This window comes from Paraliobacillus salinarum (genome assembly GCF_014083865.1).
In the GTDB taxonomy this organism is placed as follows: domain Bacteria; phylum Bacillota; class Bacilli; order Bacillales; family Amphibacillaceae; genus Paraliobacillus; species Paraliobacillus salinarum.
Window position 1 is genome coordinate 439,416 of record NZ_JACEFA010000001.1, and the last position, 22,391, is coordinate 461,806.

General features: G+C 34.1%; 29 protein-coding genes. 3 read left to right on the forward strand and 26 right to left on the reverse strand.

Features of this window, described 5'->3' with window-relative positions; genetic code table 11:
• Positions 1-36: 36 nt before the first annotated feature.
• The 25 genes from HP569_RS02245 to HP569_RS02360 all read right to left on the reverse strand — a co-directional run bounded on the left by HP569_RS02245 (position 37) and on the right by HP569_RS02360 (position 18,565).
• Positions 37-771 (reverse strand): pseudouridine synthase, encoded by a 735-nt coding sequence (locus HP569_RS02245; RefSeq protein WP_182199446.1) that lies wholly within the window; start codon positions 769-771, stop codon positions 37-39.
• Positions 772-861: 90 nt separating this feature from the next.
• Entirely contained in the window at positions 862-1,395 is a 534-nt protein-coding gene (locus tag HP569_RS02250; RefSeq protein WP_182199447.1) for a spore maturation protein, read from the reverse strand.
• Positions 1,392-1,982 carry a nucleoside recognition domain-containing protein gene (locus HP569_RS02255; protein ID WP_182199448.1) on the reverse strand — a complete coding sequence of 197 codons (591 nt, stop codon included), beginning with the start codon at positions 1,980-1,982 and terminating at the stop codon, positions 1,392-1,394. The genes HP569_RS02250 and HP569_RS02255 overlap by 4 nt, the downstream gene beginning before the upstream one ends.
• Before the next feature lies 1 nt (position 1,983).
• Positions 1,984-2,871, reverse strand: a complete 888-nt coding sequence (locus HP569_RS02260) for a D-alanyl-D-alanine carboxypeptidase family protein (protein WP_182199449.1) — start codon at positions 2,869-2,871, stop codon at positions 1,984-1,986.
• A 94-nt stretch (positions 2,872-2,965) separates the two neighbouring features.
• Positions 2,966-3,823 (reverse strand): superoxide dismutase, encoded by an 858-nt coding sequence (locus HP569_RS02265; RefSeq protein ID WP_182199450.1) that lies wholly within the window; start codon positions 3,821-3,823, stop codon positions 2,966-2,968.
• 75 nt (positions 3,824-3,898) lie between these two features.
• On the reverse strand, positions 3,899-4,474 hold the full coding sequence (gene scpB / locus HP569_RS02270) for an SMC-Scp complex subunit ScpB (protein WP_182199629.1): 576 nt from the start codon (positions 4,472-4,474) through the stop codon (positions 3,899-3,901).
• A gap of 78 nt (positions 4,475-4,552) precedes the next feature.
• On the reverse strand, positions 4,553-5,296 hold the full coding sequence (locus tag HP569_RS02275) for a segregation/condensation protein A (protein ID WP_182199630.1): 744 nt from the start codon (positions 5,294-5,296) through the stop codon (positions 4,553-4,555).
• A gap of 133 nt (positions 5,297-5,429) precedes the next feature.
• Positions 5,430-5,795, reverse strand: a complete 366-nt coding sequence (locus HP569_RS02280) for a GNAT family N-acetyltransferase (protein ID WP_182199451.1) — start codon at positions 5,793-5,795, stop codon at positions 5,430-5,432.
• A 217-nt stretch (positions 5,796-6,012) separates the two neighbouring features.
• On the reverse strand, positions 6,013-6,450 hold the full coding sequence (locus HP569_RS02285; RefSeq protein ID WP_182199452.1) for a peptidylprolyl isomerase: 438 nt from the start codon (positions 6,448-6,450) through the stop codon (positions 6,013-6,015).
• Between the two features lie 17 nt (positions 6,451-6,467).
• Positions 6,468-7,766: a diaminopimelate decarboxylase gene (gene lysA / locus HP569_RS02290; RefSeq protein ID WP_182199453.1), complete on the reverse strand. Its 1,299-nt coding sequence runs from the start codon at positions 7,764-7,766 to the stop codon at positions 6,468-6,470.
• 231 nt (positions 7,767-7,997) lie between these two features.
• The gene (locus tag HP569_RS02295; protein ID WP_182199454.1) at positions 7,998-9,458 is read right to left on the reverse strand and encodes a spore germination protein; all 1,461 of its coding nucleotides are present in this window, start codon (positions 9,456-9,458) and stop codon (positions 7,998-8,000) included.
• Positions 9,421-10,038: a stage V sporulation protein SpoVABEA gene (gene spoVAEA / locus HP569_RS02300; RefSeq protein WP_246366872.1), complete on the reverse strand. Its 618-nt coding sequence runs from the start codon at positions 10,036-10,038 to the stop codon at positions 9,421-9,423. Before spoVAEA ends, HP569_RS02295 begins: the two co-directional genes overlap by 38 nt.
• 13 nt (positions 10,039-10,051) lie before the next feature.
• On the reverse strand, positions 10,052-10,468 hold the full coding sequence (locus HP569_RS02305) for a stage V sporulation protein AB (protein ID WP_182199455.1): 417 nt from the start codon (positions 10,466-10,468) through the stop codon (positions 10,052-10,054).
• Positions 10,455-11,075 (reverse strand): stage V sporulation protein AA, encoded by a 621-nt coding sequence (locus tag HP569_RS02310; RefSeq protein WP_182199456.1) that lies wholly within the window; start codon positions 11,073-11,075, stop codon positions 10,455-10,457. Before HP569_RS02310 ends, HP569_RS02305 begins: the two co-directional genes overlap by 14 nt.
• Before the next feature lie 138 nt (positions 11,076-11,213).
• The gene (gene sigF / locus HP569_RS02315; RefSeq protein WP_182199457.1) at positions 11,214-11,969 is read right to left on the reverse strand and encodes an RNA polymerase sporulation sigma factor SigF; all 756 of its coding nucleotides are present in this window, start codon (positions 11,967-11,969) and stop codon (positions 11,214-11,216) included.
• A 12-nt stretch (positions 11,970-11,981) separates the two neighbouring features.
• Positions 11,982-12,422: an anti-sigma F factor gene (gene spoIIAB / locus HP569_RS02320; protein ID WP_182199458.1), complete on the reverse strand. Its 441-nt coding sequence runs from the start codon at positions 12,420-12,422 to the stop codon at positions 11,982-11,984.
• Positions 12,419-12,772: an anti-sigma F factor antagonist gene (gene spoIIAA / locus HP569_RS02325; RefSeq protein WP_182199459.1), complete on the reverse strand. Its 354-nt coding sequence runs from the start codon at positions 12,770-12,772 to the stop codon at positions 12,419-12,421. Before spoIIAA ends, spoIIAB begins: the two co-directional genes overlap by 4 nt.
• 146 nt (positions 12,773-12,918) lie before the next feature.
• On the reverse strand, positions 12,919-14,088 hold the full coding sequence (locus tag HP569_RS02330) for a D-alanyl-D-alanine carboxypeptidase family protein (protein WP_182199460.1): 1,170 nt from the start codon (positions 14,086-14,088) through the stop codon (positions 12,919-12,921).
• Between the two features lie 90 nt (positions 14,089-14,178).
• Positions 14,179-15,066, reverse strand: a complete 888-nt coding sequence (gene xerD, locus HP569_RS02335) for a site-specific tyrosine recombinase XerD (RefSeq protein WP_182199461.1) — start codon at positions 15,064-15,066, stop codon at positions 14,179-14,181.
• 2 nt (positions 15,067-15,068) lie between these two features.
• Positions 15,069-15,287, reverse strand: coding sequence for a DUF4227 family protein (locus HP569_RS02340; RefSeq protein ID WP_182199462.1), 219 nt, complete (start codon positions 15,285-15,287; stop codon positions 15,069-15,071).
• A gap of 95 nt (positions 15,288-15,382) precedes the next feature.
• Positions 15,383-15,511, reverse strand: coding sequence for a hypothetical protein (locus tag HP569_RS14495; protein WP_281366362.1), 129 nt, complete (start codon positions 15,509-15,511; stop codon positions 15,383-15,385).
• Positions 15,512-15,552: 41 nt separating this feature from the next.
• Positions 15,553-16,011 carry a ferric iron uptake transcriptional regulator gene (fur, locus tag HP569_RS02345; RefSeq protein ID WP_182199463.1) on the reverse strand — a complete coding sequence of 153 codons (459 nt, stop codon included), beginning with the start codon at positions 16,009-16,011 and terminating at the stop codon, positions 15,553-15,555.
• A gap of 104 nt (positions 16,012-16,115) precedes the next feature.
• Positions 16,116-16,754 carry a stage II sporulation protein M gene (gene spoIIM / locus HP569_RS02350; protein WP_182199464.1) on the reverse strand — a complete coding sequence of 213 codons (639 nt, stop codon included), beginning with the start codon at positions 16,752-16,754 and terminating at the stop codon, positions 16,116-16,118.
• 77 nt (positions 16,755-16,831) lie between these two features.
• Positions 16,832-18,004 carry an endonuclease Q family protein gene (locus HP569_RS02355; protein ID WP_182199465.1) on the reverse strand — a complete coding sequence of 391 codons (1,173 nt, stop codon included), beginning with the start codon at positions 18,002-18,004 and terminating at the stop codon, positions 16,832-16,834.
• Between the two features lie 6 nt (positions 18,005-18,010).
• Positions 18,011-18,565, reverse strand: coding sequence for an NUDIX domain-containing protein (locus HP569_RS02360; protein WP_182199466.1), 555 nt, complete (start codon positions 18,563-18,565; stop codon positions 18,011-18,013).
• Between the two features lie 111 nt (positions 18,566-18,676).
• Between HP569_RS02360 and HP569_RS02365 the strand changes: the two genes are divergently transcribed.
• The gene (locus HP569_RS02365) at positions 18,677-19,597 is read left to right on the forward strand and encodes an aldo/keto reductase (RefSeq protein WP_182199467.1); all 921 of its coding nucleotides are present in this window, start codon (positions 18,677-18,679) and stop codon (positions 19,595-19,597) included.
• Positions 19,598-19,671: 74 nt separating this feature from the next.
• Here HP569_RS02365 and HP569_RS02370 read toward each other — a convergent pair whose 3' ends face one another.
• Positions 19,672-20,463, reverse strand: coding sequence for an SDR family NAD(P)-dependent oxidoreductase (locus HP569_RS02370; protein ID WP_182199468.1), 792 nt, complete (start codon positions 20,461-20,463; stop codon positions 19,672-19,674).
• 148 nt (positions 20,464-20,611) lie between these two features.
• Here HP569_RS02370 and HP569_RS02375 point away from each other — a divergent pair, with 148 nt between their 5' ends.
• Both HP569_RS02375 and namA read left to right on the forward strand, forming a co-directional pair.
• Positions 20,612-21,358 carry a glycerophosphodiester phosphodiesterase family protein gene (locus tag HP569_RS02375; RefSeq protein ID WP_182199469.1) on the forward strand — a complete coding sequence of 249 codons (747 nt, stop codon included), beginning with the start codon at positions 20,612-20,614 and terminating at the stop codon, positions 21,356-21,358.
• A gap of 13 nt (positions 21,359-21,371) precedes the next feature.
• Complete coding sequence (gene namA / locus HP569_RS02380; RefSeq protein WP_182199470.1) at positions 21,372-22,388, forward strand: NADPH dehydrogenase NamA; 1,017 nt, start codon at positions 21,372-21,374, stop codon at positions 22,386-22,388.
• Positions 22,389-22,391: the final 3 nt, after the last annotated feature.

Here is a 22,391-nt window from a genome sequence, read left to right on the forward strand (position 1 = left end):
TGTTTTTTATTTTTATTTATCGGTCTCTATTATCAATTATTTACTTTTTGCAGCAACTTGTTTTAATTGACTTACTTCATGACGTGTTAACTCACGAAATTCACCTGGCTGTAACCCTTCAAGTGTCAAGAAACTATACCTTTCTCTCTTAAGCTTCATTACAGGATAATTAATATTTTCAAACATTCTACGTACTTGTCGATTCTTACCTTGATGAAGTGTTAACTCAATAATGGCAGTATTTTTCGTTCGGTCTGTTGATAAAATTTGGATATTTACTGCTTTTAATTTATCTCCATCTACTTGTACACCTTTTTTTAATTGTTTTAGAGCTTCCTTGGTTGGTATGCCCTTCACTTTTGTTACATATACCTTGTCTATTTCATGACTAGGATGCATCAACAACTGAGCAAACTCACCATCATTAGTAAGCAAGATAATACCCGATGTATCATAATCGAGTCGTCCAATTGGGTAAACACGTTGTTCGATTGCAGGTAAGAAATCTAATACTACTTTACGCCCTTTATCATCTTTTACACTTGAAATAACTCCTCTAGGTTTGTACAGCATGTAGTATACTGACTCTTCTTTTTCTAGTGGAATGTTATTTACTTCAATGTTATCATTTGCTGATACTTTTACACCCAGCTCACTAACAACCTTGCCATTTACTTTCACTTTTCCTTCTTCAATTAACTTCTCAGCTTTTCTTCTAGAAGTTACTCCACTTTGAGCAATCACTTTTTGTAATCGTTCTTGTTTATCCATTATATCACCACTATACCCTTCTATATTAACATATTCATTTTGCCAGAAATTTTTAAACAAAACAATAGCGTTAACCTATGCGTTAACGCTTCAATTCGAAAATACCATTGAAACAATGATAATCGATGTTATTATACCAACAAAATCGGCTATAAGTCCAACTTTTAATGCATCTCCCATTTTCTTAATTCCTACTGCACCAAAATACACTGTAATTATATAAAAAGTAGTATCCGTACTTCCTTGCATGGTAGATGCTAGTCTCCCAATAAAAGAATCTGGCCCAAAGGTTTTAATTAAGTCTGCAGTAATTGCTAAAGCAGCAGTTCCTGATAGCGGCCTAGTAAATGATAAAGGAACGATTTCACTTGGTATACCGATTCTATGCAGAACAGGCTGAAACAAATCAATTAAAGCATCCATTGCACCGGAACTACGAAAAATTGTAATAGAGACAATCATTCCTAATAAATAAGGCAACAGAGATACTGCCATCGATATTCCTTCTTTACCACCTTCAACAAACAATTCATAAGTAGGGAGTTTTTTAATTACGGCAATTAATAAAATCAGTAAAACAATACTAGGTATAATCCATATACTGACCATTGAAATGACATTCATCTTCTAATCTTTCGCTCCCTTCTAAAATGAAAAATTCGATCAACTATTATTGCAACTATCGTTGTTAAAAGTGTTGCGATAATCGTCGTTCCTACAATCTCAGTTGGGGCACTTGATTCGTATTGTATTCGAATGGCAATAACAGTTGTCGGGATCAGTGTTAGACTTGATGTATTAATTACTAAAAAGGTGATCATTGACCTACTCGCTCTATTAGATTGAGAAATTTTTTTCATCTCTTCCATTGCTTTAATTCCCATTGGCGTCGCCGCATTACCTAGCCCGAAAAGATTTGCTATAAAATTAGAAAGGATATACCCCATTGCAGGATGGTCCTTAGGTATTTCAGGAAACAATTTTGTAATAAACGGTTTAAAGACTTTTGCTAATACAGATAATATTCCAGCCTTTTCTGCTATACGCATTAGTCCAAGCCAGAAAATCAACACACTAACTAAACCTAATACTAATGTAACCGCTTCTTGTGCACTAGAAAACAGAGCTTGATTGACTTCCTCCATTGTTCCATTAAACATGGCATAGATAATCCCGATGATCGCTAACCCAGCCCAAATATAATTTACCATTTCATTTCACACCTATTAGCTGATTAAATGTATTGGCAACTTGACGCCATAAACCTATTTTCTTTGTAGATTGATTAGAAATTTGGTTAAAAGTAGTGGTTGCATACTGATCAAATCCCCAATCAAATAACCGAATATGGTCCTGCCAATCATTAGGATCTTGTAGTGTAACTGCTATTAAGATAATATCATTTTTTTCTGCGATGGAAATTAGCGTTCGTCCAGCTGCTTTTGTATATCCAGTTTTACCACCAATTGTATATGGATAATAATGTGTTAATAATTTATGTTTATTTCCCCAAGCATACGTGCGTTGTTCAGATTTATAAGACTTTGCGCTTGTAATTTCAGCAAAGACAGAATTATTCATTGCGTATTTTGTTAAAATAGCCATATCATATGCCGTAGAATAATGTGTTTTGGAATCTAGTCCGTGTGGGTTATCAAAATGGGTGTTTTCCATTCCTAACCATTCAGCTTTCTCATTCATTAGATAAGCGAATCCCTCAACACTTCCACCTACATACTCTGCAATAGCTGTTGCCGCATCATTACCTGATCGTAACATTAAACCATATACTAAATCCTCTAGTGGTATTTTTTCACCTTTTTCTAAATAAATGGAAGAGCCCTCCGTGTAAACAGCCTCATTCGTAATCGTTACTTTTTTTTCCATCTTACCTGATTCAATTGCAATGATTGCTGTCATCATTTTAGTAATACTAGCGATAAGATGTCTATCGTGAGCGGCTTTTTCATATAATACTTTTCCAGTTTCTTGATCAATTAAAACTGCATTTCTAGCTGTAATATCCGGCTTCGCAATTGTATTAATTGGAAATGATAAAGTTAAAATTGTAACCAATATAAAAATAAATATGCGCAACATTCGTTCATCCTCTCCACACGTTTCTATAAAAGTATATGCAGAAAGGACAAGCGTATGATAGCGCACAAAAAATCGTCTATTTTATTACATTAGATTAGAAAGGTTTCCATTTCAATTTACGAGCTTCCATATAGCGTTTGTTTACATTATCCCAATTCACAACATTCCACCATGCCTTAATATAATCATTACGCACATTTTTATATTGTAAATAATATGCATGCTCCCACAGATCTAAAACTAACAAAGGGATTGTATCTGCCAACGCATAATGCTGGTGTTTTTCTAGAATGTGAATAACTAATCTACGAGAACGAGGACTCCAGGCCAAAATAGCCCAACCGCTCCCTTCTACCGCTGATGCAGCTTGGGTAAACTTCTTTTTAAACATTTCAAAAGAACCGAAGTCATGTTTGATTTGTTGGAGTAGTGGCAGATTGTTGCTTGGAATTCCCCCACCATCAGGTGACATGTTGAACCAGAATATAGTGTGTAAATGGTGACCAGATCCATTAAAGGACTGTTCACGAAGCCAATACTTCTGATTATTTTGTCCTTGACTAGCATCATTCAAGGCTTTTTCCGCGCGATTTAGTCCGTCTACATACGATTGATGATGCTTCTGATGATGTAATCTCATAATCTCTTCTTCAATAAAGGGTTCTAAGGCATCATAGTCATAGGGTAATTTTGGAAGTTTATGTTTGCCAATGAGAACTTCTTGCTCATATAATCGCTGATGCCATTTCTCATAATACGATTCAGCCTCTTTTTTTATTAAAACTATCTCGTTATTAGATAATTTATCACTATGCAAATTATCACGTAGTTTATTTTTCCATTCATTCCAGTCTTTTAGAGCACCTTCTTCCCTAAGTTCCACTAATAATGTATCCATCTGATCTGACCAATTAATTACTCTTTTTAAATAATCTTTATTTTTTTGACTCATATACTTTCACCTCAAATTAGCCTATGCAAACAAAAAAAGTTAGTGCTCTAAAGACACTAACTTTTTTAAATTCATTTATTCATTTATATCAGAATTAAGTTTGCTAAAAAATAAATCCGCTTCTTCAGTAACATCTGAATCATCAATATTATCTGGTAAAGGAGGTAGCTCTTCAATAGAGCGCAAACCAAAATAAGTTAAAAAGTCAACAGACGTGCCGAACATGACCGGTCTACCAATTGCTTCTTTTCTACCCACCTCTTCAATTAATGCCCTTGATACTAATGTTTGTACAGGACGATCACTTTTCACTCCGCGAATATCTTCAATTTCCATTCGGGTGATCGGCTGATTATAGGCAATAATTGCTAGCGTCTCTAATGCTGCTTGAGATAATTTGGAAGCATGTGGAGACTCCATCAAATTTTGAAAATAAGTGGCATGCTCTGGCTTAGTAGCAAGGTGATAAATTCCTTTCGCCTCTACTAGCATAATGCCACGGTCTGTATGTTCATAATCATATTTAAGTTCATCTATTAAACATATAATTGTGTCTTTATCAAGATCTAATGCGGATTTTAATTGACGAACACTTAGTCCTTCGTCTCCTGCTGCGAATAGGAGACCTTCTAATACTGCTTTATAATTCATATTACTCACAAATTGCTCCTCCAAGTCATACGTGTTTCAATGCAATCTATCTATAAAATATATATAACAAATGATTACTTACTCGAACGTATTATTCGGGTAAATAGTAAGTGTGTCAAAATGTTTCTCTTGTGTACAATGTATTTCTTTATTTTTCATTAATTCCAATAAAGCAACAAATGTAACAACAATGTGTGATCGATTAGGATACATAAATAGTGCATCAAATGTAATCCCGTTCTTATAAGATTGAATTTGCACTAAAATTTCTTGCATACGCTGTTTGATGGGGATTTCTGTTCGCTGAACGGTTGTGCTCATTGGACTATTCCATTTTTTGCGCGTGAAGACTTTTTGCATAGCAGATAACATGTCATATATAGAGACATCACCTTGATTTTGAATCGGGACTCGATGTTGCTTTTGTTGAAATGCTTGTGGTGCTCTAGTGTAACTGTAACTCGCCTCTAACTCTTTTTCTTTAAATTGTATCGCTGCTTCTTTATATTTACGGTATTCAATTAAACGATGCATCAATTCTTCACGAGGATCTTCCTCATAGGCATCATCTTCTTGATCAAGTTCTTGATTCGGTAATAGAAGAGCGCTCTTCATTGCTAGTAAAGTGGAAGCCATAACCAAATACTCGCTAGCTATATTTAATTCCAATTCTTTCATGGTATGTATGTATTGCATGTACTGTTCGGTAATTTGGGAAACAGGAATATCATAAATATCAATTTCATATCGATTGATTAAATGCAGCAATAGATCTAAAGGACCTTCAAACGCATTTAATTTTACTTGATAAGACTCATGCATCATTTCCTACTCCTTCTACCAAACTTATTAGTTACTATTACATTCTACCACAAACACAATAATAAACTTAAGATGTTTTTGTAACTTTATCGTTCGTTAATCAAATATTCACGCAGATAAAAAGCCAACTCGATTAGAGCTGGCCTTGATTATCTATACATTTTTCGAAAAATTGATTTGTAACATCATTTGCACATATAACGTACTTATCTCCATATTGCTCTTTAATAGACTCAATCATTTTCTTACCTATTCCCATATTTCGATGGGACGGATTGACAGAAATATGTTGTATTTCTAACTTTCCTTCTTGCTCATTTAATGACACACCAATTGCTCCTACAACATCTTCTTCTTTCCAAAGGTGTAAAAACCAATTCTCATTATCTTCATAATCCTTAATCGTTTTTTGCAGTTTTTTTACATCTTTTTCCTCAGGCATAAAAGATAATAGCCCCATTGCAATCTTTTCTAGCGACTTTTTATATCGAATTAACATAATTACCCCTCATCATATATAATCTTTTCTATAGTATAACGAATATACAGACTATAATGTTCCAAATATGACGTATATTATCTCTTTTTATTTATCATATATGCATCATACTACTTTTTTTATTAATTGTCATGATAAAGATACAAGTTTAATTAGAAATATTACATCTTTATGAATTTTCCGCTACAATAAATAGAAAGAGTAAGCCATTAAAGGCTTACTCTTCTTCTGTTATAACTACCTTTTCCATTCGGTCGCCTTGGTTAATTCTCAATACAGTATCCATTCCTTCAATTACTTGTCCAAAGACAGTATGAACGCCATCTAAATGAGGTTGTGGTTCATGAACAAGGAAGAATTGACTTCCACCAGTATCTTTTCCAGCGTGTGCCATCGATAATGAACCTGCAACATGTTTATGCGGATTTCCTTCTGTCTCACATTTAATAGCGTATCCAGGTCCACCTGTTCCTGTACCGTTAGGACATCCCCCTTGAGCCACAAATCCAGGAATTACTCGATGGAAAGTTAATCCATCATAAAAACCTTCGCTTGCCAAGCTTTCAAAGTTTGCTACCGTATTTGGCGCAGCCTCTTCATACATTTCAATTACTATCTTTTCACCATTTTCGAAATAAATTGTTGCTTTTTTCATTTTCAAACATCCTCCTTTTATTCGTAAGATAGATCATTTTTAATCATATCTTGGTAAGTTTCTCTTCTTATTACTAATTTATCTTGTCCGTTTTCAACAAATACTACTGCAGCTTTCGGGAAACGATTATAATGATTAGACATGGAATACCCGTAAGCCCCGGTGCTAAAAACAGCTAAAATATCGCCTGAATCAACTTCTGGTAATGGAATATCCCACAAAAGCATATCCCCTGATTCACAACATTTACCTGCAACAGATGTTACATTCGGTGTTGGAAGGTTCATTTTGTTAGCAACTACTGCTGTGTACTTTGCATGATATAACGCTGGTCTTATATTATCTGTCATACCACCATCAACAGCTATATAATCCCTCACATTTGGAATCTTCTTTTGTGAGCCGATTGTATACAAAGTTAACCCAGCATTACCAATAATTGCACGACCAGGTTCTATCCAAATCTCTGGAAAATCAATATTTAATTCTTTCACTTGTTCTTCAATTTCATTAATAAGCTCTTTCACGTACTCTTCTAAAGCTAACGGTTCGTCTTCGTTTGTATATTTAATTCCAAAGCCCCCACCAAGATTAAGCACATCAGGAGAGTAATCATAACGCTTTTTCCAAATGTTTATCGTTTCAAATAAACGTCGAACCGCCATAATAAAACCGTCTGTTTCAAAGATCTGTGAACCAATGTGACAATGCAATCCTTTTACTCGAATATTTTGTAGCTGACGCATCTTCAGAAAAGCTTCCTCCGCTTGTCCATTTGCTAGGTCAAAGCCAAATTTGGAATCTTCATTGCCAGTTAAAATATAATCATGTGTATGTGCCTCAATTCCTGGTGTTACTCTGATCAAGACTTCAACTGTCTTTTGATGCTTTAATAACAGTTCATGTAATAAATCTATTTCATAAAAGTTGTCTACTACAATACAACCGATATCATGTTGAATTGCCATTTCAAGCTCTGTTCTACTTTTGTTATTACCGTGCATATGTATTTTGTTCGTTGGAAAACCTGCCTGTAAAGCTGTAAAGAGTTCTCCTTCAGACACCACATCAAGGCTTAAATTTTCCTGCTTAGCAACTTGTAACATAGCGATAGAAGAAAAAGCTTTACTGGCGTAAGCAACTTGAGCCTTTATTCCAAAAGCTTTAAATGTATTGACAAAAGCACGTGCATTTTCTCTTATTTTCTCTACATCGTATACAAATAATGGTGTACCATACTTTTCTGCCAAATAAACAGTATCTACCCCACCAAGTGTCAAATGTCCTTGATCATTGATTGTTTGATTATTGTACATCGATACACCCCCCGCACACTAAAGCGTTATTAAACAATAAAAATCCCTTACCAAATTACACAAAAAGACAACATTTTTGCATAAAAGAAGGGATTTTATTCGTTCCCAGCATGGTATAACTATAAGATTGAAGTACTAGAAATTTAAAACTAATAACGTTAATTTACCACAACTTCTTATCCTATTCAACAATATCAAACGGAGTTGTGTTCATTTTTCAGAAAAATTTACTTATCGTTGCTTATAGTTATTTTTAGGGTGTACGATACTTGGACGTTTTTTAGTCATTGGGACAGAGAAACGAAACAATATTTGAATTAATGCATTCCCGTTAAAAGGGATAAACGGCCAAAGATAAGGTGTGTTCAATGATTTTGTGTTTGTTAAATGTAAGACATACAATGTGAAGCCAATAACAAGACCCTTCACTCCAAATAATGCTGTGATAATGATTAATAATACGCGATTGATTTTATTCGCAATGCTTAATTCATAACTAGGTGTTGCGTAAGACCCAATAGCACTAATCGCAACATATAAGATAACCTCCGCGCTAAATAAACCAACATCAATCGCTATTTGTCCAATTAAAACGGCAGCGATTAACCCCATCGCTGTCGATAGAGGAGTTGGGGTATGTATGGCCGCCATTCGTAATAATTCAATACCAATATCAGCAAAGATAATTTGAATAACGATTGGAATATTTCCAACTTCATTAGGGCCTATAAAATGTAATGCTTCAGGTAATAAGCTAGGTTCCATTGTTAGTACTAGCCAGAATGGAAGCAAAAATACAGATGCGAATATCCCTATAAAGCGTATCCACTTTATAAATGACCCAACTGCCGGAGATTGTCGATACTCTTCAGCGTGTTGCACATGATGAAAGTAAGTTGTTGGTGTAATTATCATACTAGGAGAGGTGTCTGCCATGATTAGAACGTGTCCCTCGAATAGATGATTTGCCGCTACATCTGGCCTCTCTGTGTATCGTACTAAAGGAAAAGGGTTAGCACCTTGCTTCACAAGATACTCTTCGATTGTTTTATCTGCCATTGCTAATCCATCAATATCTATTGATTTAATTTCTTTTATAATTGTATTTACTAAACCATCATCAGCAATGTCCTTAATATACGAGATACATATATCCGTCTTTGATCGTTCACCAACTTGAAAAATTTGATTCCTTAAGCGCTCATCTCTAACACGTCGTCTTGTTAGACCGGTATTTTCAATAATATTTTCTGTATATCCATCTCGTGAACCACGAACTACTTTCTCTGTATCTGGTTCTTCTGGCCCTCTACCTGGATAATTTCTTACATCCACTGTAAATGCGTAATCACAATTTTCCACAAAAACCGCAATTAAACCTGATAATAACTGGGTAATTACTTCGTTTAATTCATATTTACGCTCGACTTGTTGGTGAACTAACCGATTTTCAATAATACTTGGCAGCTTATCCTTATTAGGCTCATCGTCATTAATAGCAGTTAGCTTTTTTAATAACTCTACAACAATTGATGTATCACAAAGCCCTGTTACATAATAGAATTGAACTTTTTGATCTAATAAAATAATTTCACGGAATCCAATATCAAAAGACGTACCTATCCCTAATTTTTTTGTTAAATGACTTTGGTTTTCATTGATATCCTTTGCTATCGGAATCTTTTTCGACATTGTTTTGTTGACTCCTTTCCAAAATAAGTTCAATTGCCTTAGTTGTAATTGGACATCCTTTACTCAGATCATCACGACGATTCATTTTACCGATATCACCAACTCCAACAACAATAGGTATCGCTAATTGATCAAGTAAGTAAACTGTGTCACCATTGATACGACCATGTTCATATGTAGGAATACCTTCTTTATTCACACCATCATTAATTACATTGCCGTCTTGATCCACCGCAAAAGTAATGCGTGTCCATTCTTTGTTTCTCGTATGAGCAGCGACAGCAACTGCACCGATAATAACAAGGTCGTCATCTTCTGCTATCGCCTGGAGAATGCTTTCTCCAGCGCCTACACCTGAAAAACCTGCGTCATCAATCAAAACATAAACAAGTTTCGTCTTGGCTTGCTTTATATGTTCGATCATTTGAACGGGAGTAATTTTGCTCGGGTTGTCAGCTAATGCAATTAATGCTGTCCCACCAAGTTTCTTTGAGATGTATTCCATTGCTTTTCTTGCATAATGATCGCCATCTGTAATAATAATTATCTCTTTACCTTCCATAACATATCCTTTCAGCAAACAAGTTCTTCTATTACTTTACAAATACCAACCATTGAAATAGAGAACCACCTATTTTCCCTAGTACTATTGCTAGCATAAGCCAGATAATTTGTTGATCGACCTTAATCCGCTTCGCTAGTATCGGAAACACATTAAGTACCTCTGTTAATGCGGCAGCAAGCAATCCAATAAAAACACCATGGAATAAGCCCCAAATTGAAATAAATATATAACTAATTCTAAAATGAAATGGGGTAAAAGATAGATAAGTACCAAACATGACCCCAATCACGACCGCACGTTCAAATATATGTAAAAATTTCTTCGATTTACTTAATTGAACGAGCCGGGGGATAATACCTAAAACCGTTATAAAAGCCACAAACCCTGTACCGACTACTAATCCAGACCCAAGACCTACGACAATATCAATACTATGATTGATCATGATCATCTTTATTTAATGGATTTTCATAATATTGAACATATTGATCGATATCCTGTTGGTATTTATACAGTTCTATTTCCATTGGACTTGGCTCGTCATTTAATCTCTTTTTAAATAAATAGTTAAAAAAGAGGATCATCCCTAACCCCAATCCAATAGAATATGGTACTTGTAACCAAAGCGGATATTCAACATTTTCGCCTGTAAGAAGAAAATGTAGTCTTTGTTGTACACTTTGCATGCTAACATCATAATGGAAATTCATTATTGCCATTGCTGAACCAATAAATAATAATATCCAAACAAAGACAACAAAAAGGATATTGGTTTTATTTGTTTGCTCTTTTTTCTGAAGCATACAATTATTTGGACCGGTCAATTGAACATCTACATTTGGTAAATGTTGTTGAATGATTTGTATAATGGTAAACGCCTCGAGTACATATGTTTTATCTTTGTCTACATTTTTATGATGAATGGATAAATCGCTACAAGCATTAACAAGTTGCTCTGATCCTGTCAAATATGCAACGTCTTTTACTTTGAGAACTTCTGCTTTGTTTAGATAAGCATATTTTTTCAAGCGTATGTATATCATGTTTTGCATTACATAACTTCCTTTCACCTTCATCAAACTAGTATGATCAATTACTAAAATTTCATACATTTATGATAGAGATAAAACAATTCTTTTATCTCTAAATTCATACAAAAAAAAGACCACTGAAAATTAATCAATGGTCTTTCATTCTAATACCCCTATTTGACTTTTCATCCATTCTAATATCTTTTTTTCTAATCGAGAAACTTGTACTTGAGAAATCCCTAACCGTTCAGCGACTTCTGATTGTGTTTTATCTTGATAATATCTTAAATAAACAATTAATCGTTCTCGCTCATTCATTTCACGGATTACTTCCTGAATTGCAATTTTATCAAACCATTTACTATCCTCGTTAGAAATTTGATCCATTAAAGTAATCGGATCTCCATCATTTTCATATACCGTTTCATGAATAGAGTGTGGCATTTTCGAAGCTTCTTGGGCATGTACGACTTCCTCTATCGATAGTTCTAATGACGTAGCAATTTCTGATATTGTTGGTGATCTTCCTAGTAATTTAGTAAGCTCATCTCGCTTTCTTCTAACTTTATTACCAATCTCCTTTAACGATCGACTCACTTTTAAACTACCATCATCACGAATAAATCGTTGGATTTCACCAATAATCATTGGAACTGCGTAAGTAGAAAACTTAACTTCATAGGATAAGTCAAACTTATCAATAGATTTTAATAAACCTATACATCCAATTTGAAACAAATCATCTGGATCATACCCACGGTTCATAAATCGTTGCACAACTGACCAAACCAACCTGACATTTCTCTCCACTAAAATGTCTCTTGAAGATTGGTCACCTTGTTGACTTTGTTTTATATACAGCTTTACTTCTTCATCAGTTAATTGAGTATCATTTCGTTTATATTTCATCTCCATAGTCCGGACTCCTTAATTGCATAAGGATTTTGACTTATTAAAGTATTTTATTAAACTAACTTTTGTTCCTTCTCCTAAAACGGATTCAATTTCAACATTATCCATAAAATTATCCATGATTGTAAAACCCATCCCCGAACGTTCTAATTCTGGTTTTGAAGTATACAATGGTTGGATTGCTTCGTCTATATTCTCAATACCAATACCGTGGTCTTCAATCGTCAGTTCTACTTTATTATCATCAATGTAACAGCTCATATAAATTTGTTGGTTCTGATCGTTGTTATATCCATGAATAATCGCATTGGTTACAGCCTCTGATACAACCGTCTTTATTTCTGTTAATTCATCCATCGTTGGATCTAATTGAGCAACAAATGCTGCAATTGTAACTCTGGCAAATGACTCATTTGCACTGATACTAGAAAAAGACAGCTCCATTGAATTCTTCATGAAGCCACCCCCAATCGAATCAAAGCATGTGTTTCGCTTTCTTCTAAACGAATGATTTTAAATAGACCTGATAATTCAAATAATCGCTTAACTGCTGGTGAAATAGAACAAACGATCATTTCTCCATCCATTTGTTTTATTTCTTTGTAACGTCCTAAAATAACACCAAGCCCTGAACTATCCATAAATGAAAGATCACCAAGATTTAGTACAACATGTTGTACATCTACTTTGCTTAATAAATTTTGCCAATCGTTTTTGAATTTCTCTGCCTCATGATGATCCAATTCTCCTGAAATTCTGACTAACAAAACATTCTCTTTGATATTCCAATCCACTTTTAAACTCACCAGTTCTCCTCCTCTTTGCCTGATCTGAACTTTTGTTCCTTTTTCCACATACGTCATGTTTCACTCATATTTTTCTTAGCTTACTTTTTCTATTTGTGTATATTTATTTCCTGCCACATGACAAAACTAGTGGAAATTATACAATACTATTCAATTTTCACTAAATCACTTAATGCATATTTAAACAGTTTCCACGTGCTAGCCTTTTCCATTGTATGTTCAAGTAATAATGGGGTCTCTGTTATCTTTTTTCCATTCTGCGTTACTTGTAATAGTCCTACCTTACTACCCTTTTTAAGTGGGAGAGATAAGTTTTTATCTATTTTTACAGTCGTTTTAATTCCTGTTTTATTTGAACCTTTTTCTAATAATACAGAAACGGAATCACCTGTAACGACATTGACTTTATTTTTATCTGCTTTTAACATAGAAATTTGGGTAACAGGTTGGTCTTTTTTATATAGTAGCTCTGTTTTATATTGAGAATACGCATAATCTAACATTTGAGTAATGGCCTTATTTCTTTTCTTAGGTGATTCAGCTCCCATAACAACTGCAACTACACGCATATTTTCTTTTTTTGCTGTTGCTGTTAAACAGTATTTAGCCTCTGATGTATATCCGGTTTTTAAGCCATCAACCCCTTGATAAAATTTGACTAGTTTATTTGTATTTACTAACCAAAACTCATCTTCTGTACCTTTCCTCAAATAATCTTCATATATTTTCGTATAATTCGTTATTGTTTCGTATTTTAGAAGTTCCTTAGCGATGACCGCCATATCATAAGCAGTTGAAAAGTGATTGTCTTCCGGTAAACCAGTTGTATTTTGGAAAAGGGTATTCTCCAATCCTAATTCCTTAACCTTTTCATTCATCATTGCAACAAAAGCTTTCTCACTTCCAGCAATTCTTTCTGCTAAAGCAACGCTAGCATCATTACCTGACGCGATCGCAATCCCTTTTAACAAATCATCTACGGTCATTTCTTCTCCTTCCTCTAAAAAGATTTGTGACCCCCCCATAGAGGAGGCGTATTCACTAACACGTATTTTTTCATCTAATGTAATTTTATTTTCATCTAGTGCTTCCATAATCAATAATAATGTCATCATTTTTGTCATGCTTGCTGGTGGTAATTGTTCATGCGCATTTTTCTCATACATAATTCCACCCGAATCTCTTTCTATTAAAATTGCTGAGCTTGCATTTTCTGCTAAAGATAGATCGTCTGTTGCTTTCTCGTTCGCGTAGACAGACTGAACAGAGAAAATAGTGAACATTAAAACAAAAAGGGAACTTATTATTTTTTTCATGTTAGTACCTCCAAATATGTAATGTTCCTAGTTTCTCCAGATTCATTAATTTTTATAACAAAAAAACTCATTCCAATAAATGAAATGAGTTTAAGCTCTAGGGTGATAATTAGTATAAATATCTTTTAATCTTGCTCTAGAAACGTGTGTGTATATTTGTGTGGTAGAAATATCTGCATGTCCCAGCATTTCTTGAACGGATCGTAAGTCAGCACCATTTTCCAGTAAATGTGTCGCAAATGAATGTCGGAGAGTGTGCGGTGTAATTTCTTTCTTTATCCCTGCATGTTTTGCTAAACCCTTTAAAATCTTCCAGAAACCTTGTCTTGATAATGGATTACCGTGATGATTCACAAATAATTGATCCGTTTTCTTTTGCTTGACTAATGCACTTCGAGACATCATTAAATACTCTTCGACAGCTTCTTTCGCTATATTACCAAGCGGAACAATTCTTTCCTTATTTCCTTTTCCAACGCATCGAACAAAACCCATTGTTAAATGAAGATCTTCCAACTTCAATTGCGTTAATTCAGAAACTCGTAATCCAGTTGCATAGAGTGTTTCTAACATTGCTTTATTACGAATATTCAAAGGAGAATCACTCGGAATGGATAATAATTTTTCTACCTCCTGTTTAGATAACACTTTAGGTAGACTTCTAGCTTTTTTAGGTGTTTCGATATGTAAACTTGCATCATGAGGCAAATGGTATTCTCTTACTAAAAATTGATGAAACAAGCGAATGGTCGATAACATTCTTGCCATCGTAGCTTGTGAACGGTTCTGATCGTTTAAATGATAAAGAAATTTTAATACATGACCTCTTGTTACTTTTTCCCACTTATGTATCTTTAGTTCTTCTTCTAAAAATAATTTATATTGTTTCGTATCTCTTTGATAAGATTGTAATGTATTATCTGATAAACCACGTTCTATTTGAAGATAGTGAAAAAAATCTGTTAATGCATCTTGCATATTCATTCCCCTAATCGAAAAAATATGGATATTCTATCAATCCAGTCATACCCCACCTGTTTGTCCACTTTAACAGCATTTCCTTCTGGGGGATCATACCGATGATAATCACGATATTCTTGATGTATCGCTTGCAAACCAAAATAAAAAAGAGACGTACATAATACAAACAAAAAAAATAGTTTAATAACATCCTTTGTATACGTTAGTATTGCACGCATCATAACTACTCCTTTTCCAATATCTTAGGTATTTGATATAGAGTGAAACTATAATCAGTGAGGTGCTTTTCGTCACTAATTGTTAGTTGAACCAATCAGACCGTTAGTGGCACTTGCAATACTTCATTTCCCTCAAATGCTTGATGTGGGAGATTACTTCCAGTTACACTGCGATAAATAAGTTCTCTATTAAAGATATGCCAAAAAGGAGATATATTATACATTCATTTTTCATTAAACAAAAAAGCCCTTAATTTAAAGGCTTTTACGATGAAGCTTGCAATTCTTGCTCTTGACACTTTTTACAGATGCCATGAAATGTAAGGCGATGATCTTTCACCTTAAAGCCCCAATCTTTCTCAACAATTTCTTCTACTTCTTCTAATAAATCATCCATTATTTCTTCAACAGACCCACATTCTGTACAAACCAAATGATGATGAAAATGGGTAGCGCCTTCTTTGCGCAGATCATAGCGAGAAACGCCATCTCCAAAATTTATTTTATCAACTACCTTTAATTCAGATAGCAACTCTAGTGTTCGATACACTGTTGCTAAGCCAATTTCAGGAGATTTTTCTTTTACTAATAAATAGACATCTTCTGCACTTAAATGATCTTCTTCACGCTCTAAAAGGACTCTTACGGTTGCCTCACGTTGGGGAGTTAACTTGTAACTTTGTGCATGTAGTTGTTTTTTTATACGATCAATACGATGTTCCATATCCAAAACCTCCCTCACAGGTTAATTATAAGCAGAGTGAGAAAAGGTGTCAATTAAAATTATTATAAATCACAACAAATAATAATTTTATTTTTATATTAATTTTAATCTAGCCATGTAATTACCCATTTCATTAACTGATCTGATACAAAAGCTTCTACAAATGAGGCAATTCCAGCTATACCGATTAACAAAACAAATACTGTAATGTACTGAATTAAATATTGTCCAATCGGTTCTTTTTGTAGTTTTCTTGAGAATATTTTTTGAATTAATGCTAATGAAAAAATCATCGCTATACCACTGGCAAGTAAATAAACTGGTATAATAATGAAGTTCTGGGGAGCAATAGACGCAGCGGAAAATAAAAGCCCTCCCCACCCTAACTCATTCACAAAAAAACCAACTGAAAACCCAACGACAACACCTTTAATAAAAATAAGGATCCAAATAATCGGTAAGCCAATTACAGATAAACCTAAAATGAAAAATAAAGCTAAATATTGAAAATGATAAATAAAGGACGTTTTGAGCATCTCTTTACTTTCTACAATTGGTCCTTCGAGTAGTCGATTTAAAAATTGATCAACATAAAAAGATAAGTTTTGTTTTTGGATAAAATCCATACTATTTACAATAACGGCACCAAAAATAATACCAATTAAAAATAGAATGATCATAAAAAAGTAAATTAAGTGATATTTTTTTATATGACTGTAGACAATAGATTGATTGCGATTCATTACCGTTCCTCCGTTCATACTGACTATAGTAGAAATCTATGAGGAAATGGTAATAAATAGACCAGCAATTCTCTAATCTATTCTAATAGTTTTCCATACTTACCGCCGCCACCAGCTTGAACATGTTGCTTTCCTTTTCTCATGTTCAAAATATGTTTTGTGATTTTAGCTGGTACTACCTTATTCAATTGTTCTTCTGTAGCATGATGGATGATTCGCATTTCTGTTCCAAAGACTTTTAACAATTTTTCATAAGATTTTGGGCCTAAACCTGGAATGTAGTCTAAAGGTACTTGATGAATATAAGGTGGTCGCTTATTTTGTGAACTGTATTTATCGTTAGATGTTAATTCTTGAATTCGTTCTGCAACACCTTTAATCATTTTATCAGAACCACAACTCGGACACGCAACACCAAACTCACCAGCTGTAAGGCATTTTTTGCAGACTGTATTGTAATACTTACCTAAGTGAGGATTCATTCCATAGTTTGTTACAATCCTTCTACCCCTCAATGCCTGTAACGCCATAGATAATTCTGTAAATGATGATTCTTTAATCATTAACTCTTGATACTCTCGTGCGATTTTAGCTAGAGAATGTGCATCCGAATTTGTTAAGTAGGTATACTCACGTAATTCTTTTATTCTATCTGCCATACTTGTGTCTGAACTCAACCCTAGTTCTACTGCGTCAATCATAGTAGGATCAAACACTTCGTTTAAAGAACGCACCACACCTTTTCCATACAAACTTTTAAATGGTGTAAAGATATGTGCAGGAATAAACAATCCACCTAAATTTTTCACTTGTTTTTGTAATGTTTTGCCGCTTCCATAGTAGCGTTGTGAACTCAAGTTTACATTTGACATCCGACCAGTAAGCCATTTAGTAAACTCACTCATTTTATCTAATGTTGGTAAATAACATAATACATGGATTGGTCCAGCACATGTTTCGTCATATATTTCAATTTCAGAACCAAGAATCAGCGTTACTTCTTCAAATCGAATTCCGCCATTTTTCAACTCATATGCTTTACCCATTTGAATTAAATCAAATAATTCGTCTTGAACAGCAGGTGATTGACAATCGATTACTCCTACCATCTCTATACCTTTGTTTCGGCTAGCTTCTTTCAAAATATTTGTTATGGTAAGTGATTTTCCACCAGTTATCTTAACCGGTCTATTATATTTATCACGACCAACATGGACATGTAGGTCTGCATAGATGGGCTGTAAATCCATAAATGATTATCCTCGCTCATTTTCTTGTTGTTTAACATATAAAAGTGCGTATGCTGTTTTCACATCATGAATGTCTTGCGTTTGTACTAACTTTTCCGCTTCAGCCAATGAAACTTTATGTACAGCTACAAATTCATCTTCATCTAATTGTCTTTTTTCTTCTAACAAGGTCAGTTCATCAGTAAAATATAAATATAATAATTCATTTGAGAAGCCTGGAGTTGTATAGAATGATGTAACATAATCTAACTTTTTCGTAGTGTAACCTGTTTCTTCTTCTAGTTCCCGAATTGCAGTGACCTCTGGATCTTCTCCTGGCTCTAGTTTACCTGCAGGAATTTCAATAATACTTTTATTTAACGGTTTACGGTATTGTTCTACCATTAATAACTCACCTGTATCTGTCATCGCAATGATAGCCACCGCACCTGGATGTTTAATGATTTCTCTTTTGGAAGTTTTTCCATCAGGCAATGTCACGTCATCTACTTGCAACTGGACAATCTTCCCGTTAAAAATTTGTGTCGTCGCAATTGTTTTTTCTTCAAATTTATTACTCAAAGTAAACTCCTACTTTCAATTAAGGTATTAGTGCTTATTCTAACATACTGTTCGTAATGGTTGTATTTCATTCCTTTTATTTTTAGAATGTGAGTGGAGGGAGTGTTTACATTGAAGAAAAATCAATTAGGAAATTCACACATGTATGTATCAGAAATAGGGCTCGGTTGTATGTCACTAGGTACCGAACAACGAAAAGCTTCAGACATCATTGATCGAGCAATTGATGCTGGCATTAACTATCTTGATACTGCAGATTTATATGACCAAACAGTAAATGAAGCGATTGTTGGTCAAGCATTAAAAGGAAAAAGAGAGCAAATTATTCTTGCTTCAAAAGTCGGTAATCATCTCCAACCAGATGGTTCATGGTTTTGGGACCCATCAAAAGCGTATATAAAAGAACAAGTAAAAACAAGTTTATTACGATTGCAAACAGATTATTTAGATTTATATCAGCTTCATGGTGGAACGATTGATGATCCAATTGACGAGGTAATTGAAGCGTTTGAAGAGTTGAAACAAGAAGGTCTGATTCGCTATTATGGCATTTCTTCTATTAGACCAAATGTAATCCGAGAATATGTGAATCGTTCTTCGATTGTTTCCGTTATGATGCAATATAGTTTACTTGATCGCAGACCAGAGGAGTCTATGCTGGATTTTTTACATGAAGAAGGTATTAGTGTGGTTACTAGAGGTTCATTAGCGAAAGGTTTCTTAACTGATCATGCGAAAACAGTTATAAAAAATAAAGGGGACGGTGGATATCTCTCCTATTCAGCTGACGAATTAAAAGAAGTCATTGATGAATTAAAACAAATAGATTTAGTTAACAATTCATTAACTTCTACTGCAATGCGTTATGTAACACATCACCCTGCTATAGCAAGTGTTGTAACTGGTGCTAGCTCAACAAAGCAACTTGATGACAATATATCGGCTATCTTACACGCAAGCACATTACCACTATCCTTGCACGAGAAGCTACAAAAAATAACAAAACAAAACTTTTATACAAATCATCGTTAATTAAATTACTATATTTTGTGTTTTCAAAAAGGAAATAGCTACGCCTTCATAAAAGCTATTTCCTTTTATTATCGTTATTTTTTATTAAATTGTTTTTTCAATAATCGTTCTGTAATTCCCGGAAACAGATGATACAATCGGCTACCTAGCTCCATCCATCTAGGTAAATTTACTTCTCTTTTTCGTTTAAATAACGTATCAATGATTTTCTCTACCACATCATTCGGATCTAACATATAACGTGCTACATTTTTTTGATAATTACCACTTGGATCCGCTGTTTGAAAGAAATTCGTTTTTACTGGTCCTAAATTCACTGTGGTTACATATAAATCTTCTTGTTCAACTTCCAAGCGCAATGCATTACTAAAACCTAATACTGCATGTTTAGTCGCGCCATAAACAGAAGATTTTGGGGTTGCTATTTTCCCAGCAATAGATGCTATATTAATAATATGACCTTTCTGAGCTGTCGATAAAGCAGGATATAGAATCTGAATACCTTCAATAAGAGCCAAAACATTCACTTGAAACATTTTTTCCATATCACTCGTCTTTATATCTTCTATTGAATCAAAAATTCCGAAACCAGCGTTATTGATTAATGCATCAATAGTTGAATAATGTTCGCTAATTCTTTTAAACACTTCCGTTCGCGCTTGACTATTCGCTAAATCTACTACGTATACATCACATTGTATCGAAAATTCGCTTTTCATTACTTTTTTCATATCATAAAGCTTATCTTTTGAACGTGCTAGTAAAATTAAATTAGCACCACGAGCAGCTAATGATTTTGCTAAACCTTCCCCTATTCCACTTGATGCACCAGTAATTAAAATAGTTTTATTCAAAAAGTCATGCATAATATCCTCCACTCTTCTGATCTATTCATTTGTACTATAATATAACATGGTTAATCAACTAATCACCATCAATGAATGTTGCTTTGATTGACTTTTTTTTTGAAATATAACACAATCATTAAGAATACCTTGATTATGAGGTGAAGTGATGAAAACAATTATTTATGCACACAGAGGAGCAAGCAAACAAGCTCCGGAGAACACATTACCTGCATTCGAGCTTGCATATGAATCAGGAGCAGACGGCATTGAAACAGATGTTCAGTTAACTAAAGATGGTATACCTGTTTTGTTTCATGACGAAAATGTAAGACGAACAACAAATGGCACAGGATTTATTCAAGATTACACCTTTGAACAGCTGCAACAATTAGATGCGGGAGCTTGGTTCTCTAATCAATTTATCAACACACGAATTATGTCTTTAGAGGAATTTTTAATATGGACAACAGATAAAAAATTATTGCTAAATTTAGAATTAAAAACGAACGTTATTCCTTACAAGCATATAGAACAAATAGTTTATGACTTGCTTGTAAAATACAATAAATTAAAGCAAACTGTAATTTCTAGCTTTAATCCTAATAGTTTACTAAACATGCATCAAATCGACCTTACAGTGACAACTGCATTCTTAACTTCCACAAAAAAAGTTGATTTAATTAGTTATACAAAGCGGTTAGGTGCTAAGGGACTTCATACAAAAAATAGATTTGTAAATCAAAATTTAATTAATACAGCAAAACGAGAAGATATCTATGTTGCATCATATACGGTGAATCGCCCCAATCAAATGATGCGTTGTTATCAGATTGGTTGTCATGCTATTTTTACTGATTTACCTCATATTGCAATAGAAACGAGAGAGCTTTTCGAACAAGATATGATCCAATAATGGAGGATATAATATGGAACGCAAATTATTTAGCCCAATTACATTTAAAGAAGTGAGCTTAAAGAACCGAATTGTTATGTCACCGATGTGTATGTATGCTTGTGAACCAGAAGATGGTACAGTACAAGATTTTCATATTACACATTATGAATCAAGAGCAGTTGGGCAAGTGGGATTAATTATGTTAGAAGCAACTGCTGTGCAACCTGAAGGTAGAATTTCAACAAAAGATTTAGGTATCTGGGATGATAAACATGTTGATGGATTGAGAAAAGTAAGCAATCGAATCCACGCGCACGGAGCAAAGAGTAGTATACAGTTAGCCCATGCTGGAAGAAAAGCAAATTTACCTACTGCTATTTTTGCCCCCAGTGCGATTGCCTTTAATGAAAATTATAAAACACCTAACGCCATGTCAATCGATCAAATAAACGAAACGATTCAAGCTTTTAAAGCTGCTGCAAAACGTGCCAATCAAGCAGAATTTGATGTAATAGAAATTCATGCAGCTCATGGTTATTTGATTAATCAATTTTTATCACCATTAACAAATAAACGAACAGATCACTATGGTGGACCAAAAGAGAATCGCTACCGCTTTTTATCAGAAATTGTAGAAGCGATAAAAATCGTCTGGGATAAGCCAATTTTCGTACGAATTTCAGCAGATGAGTACCACGACAATGGTAATCAAATGGAAGACTTCATTTACTATGCAGAACAATTAAAAAAACAAGGGATTTCTTTAATTGATTGTAGTACTGGTGGTGTTGTTCCCGCATCCATTCAACCCTATCCTGGCTATCAAGTACGAAAGGCAGAGGAAATAAAGAAAGAAGTTGGTATTCTAACAGGTGCTGTAGGACTAATAACATCAAGTATCCAAGCAGAAGAAATATTACAAAATGAACGAGCTGATTTAATCTTCCTTGGTCGTGAATTATTACGAAACCCTTACTGGGCAAAGAAAGCAGCAGATGAATTACAGTTTGATTTAGGTGCACCTAAATCATATGAGCGGGGTTGGTAATAA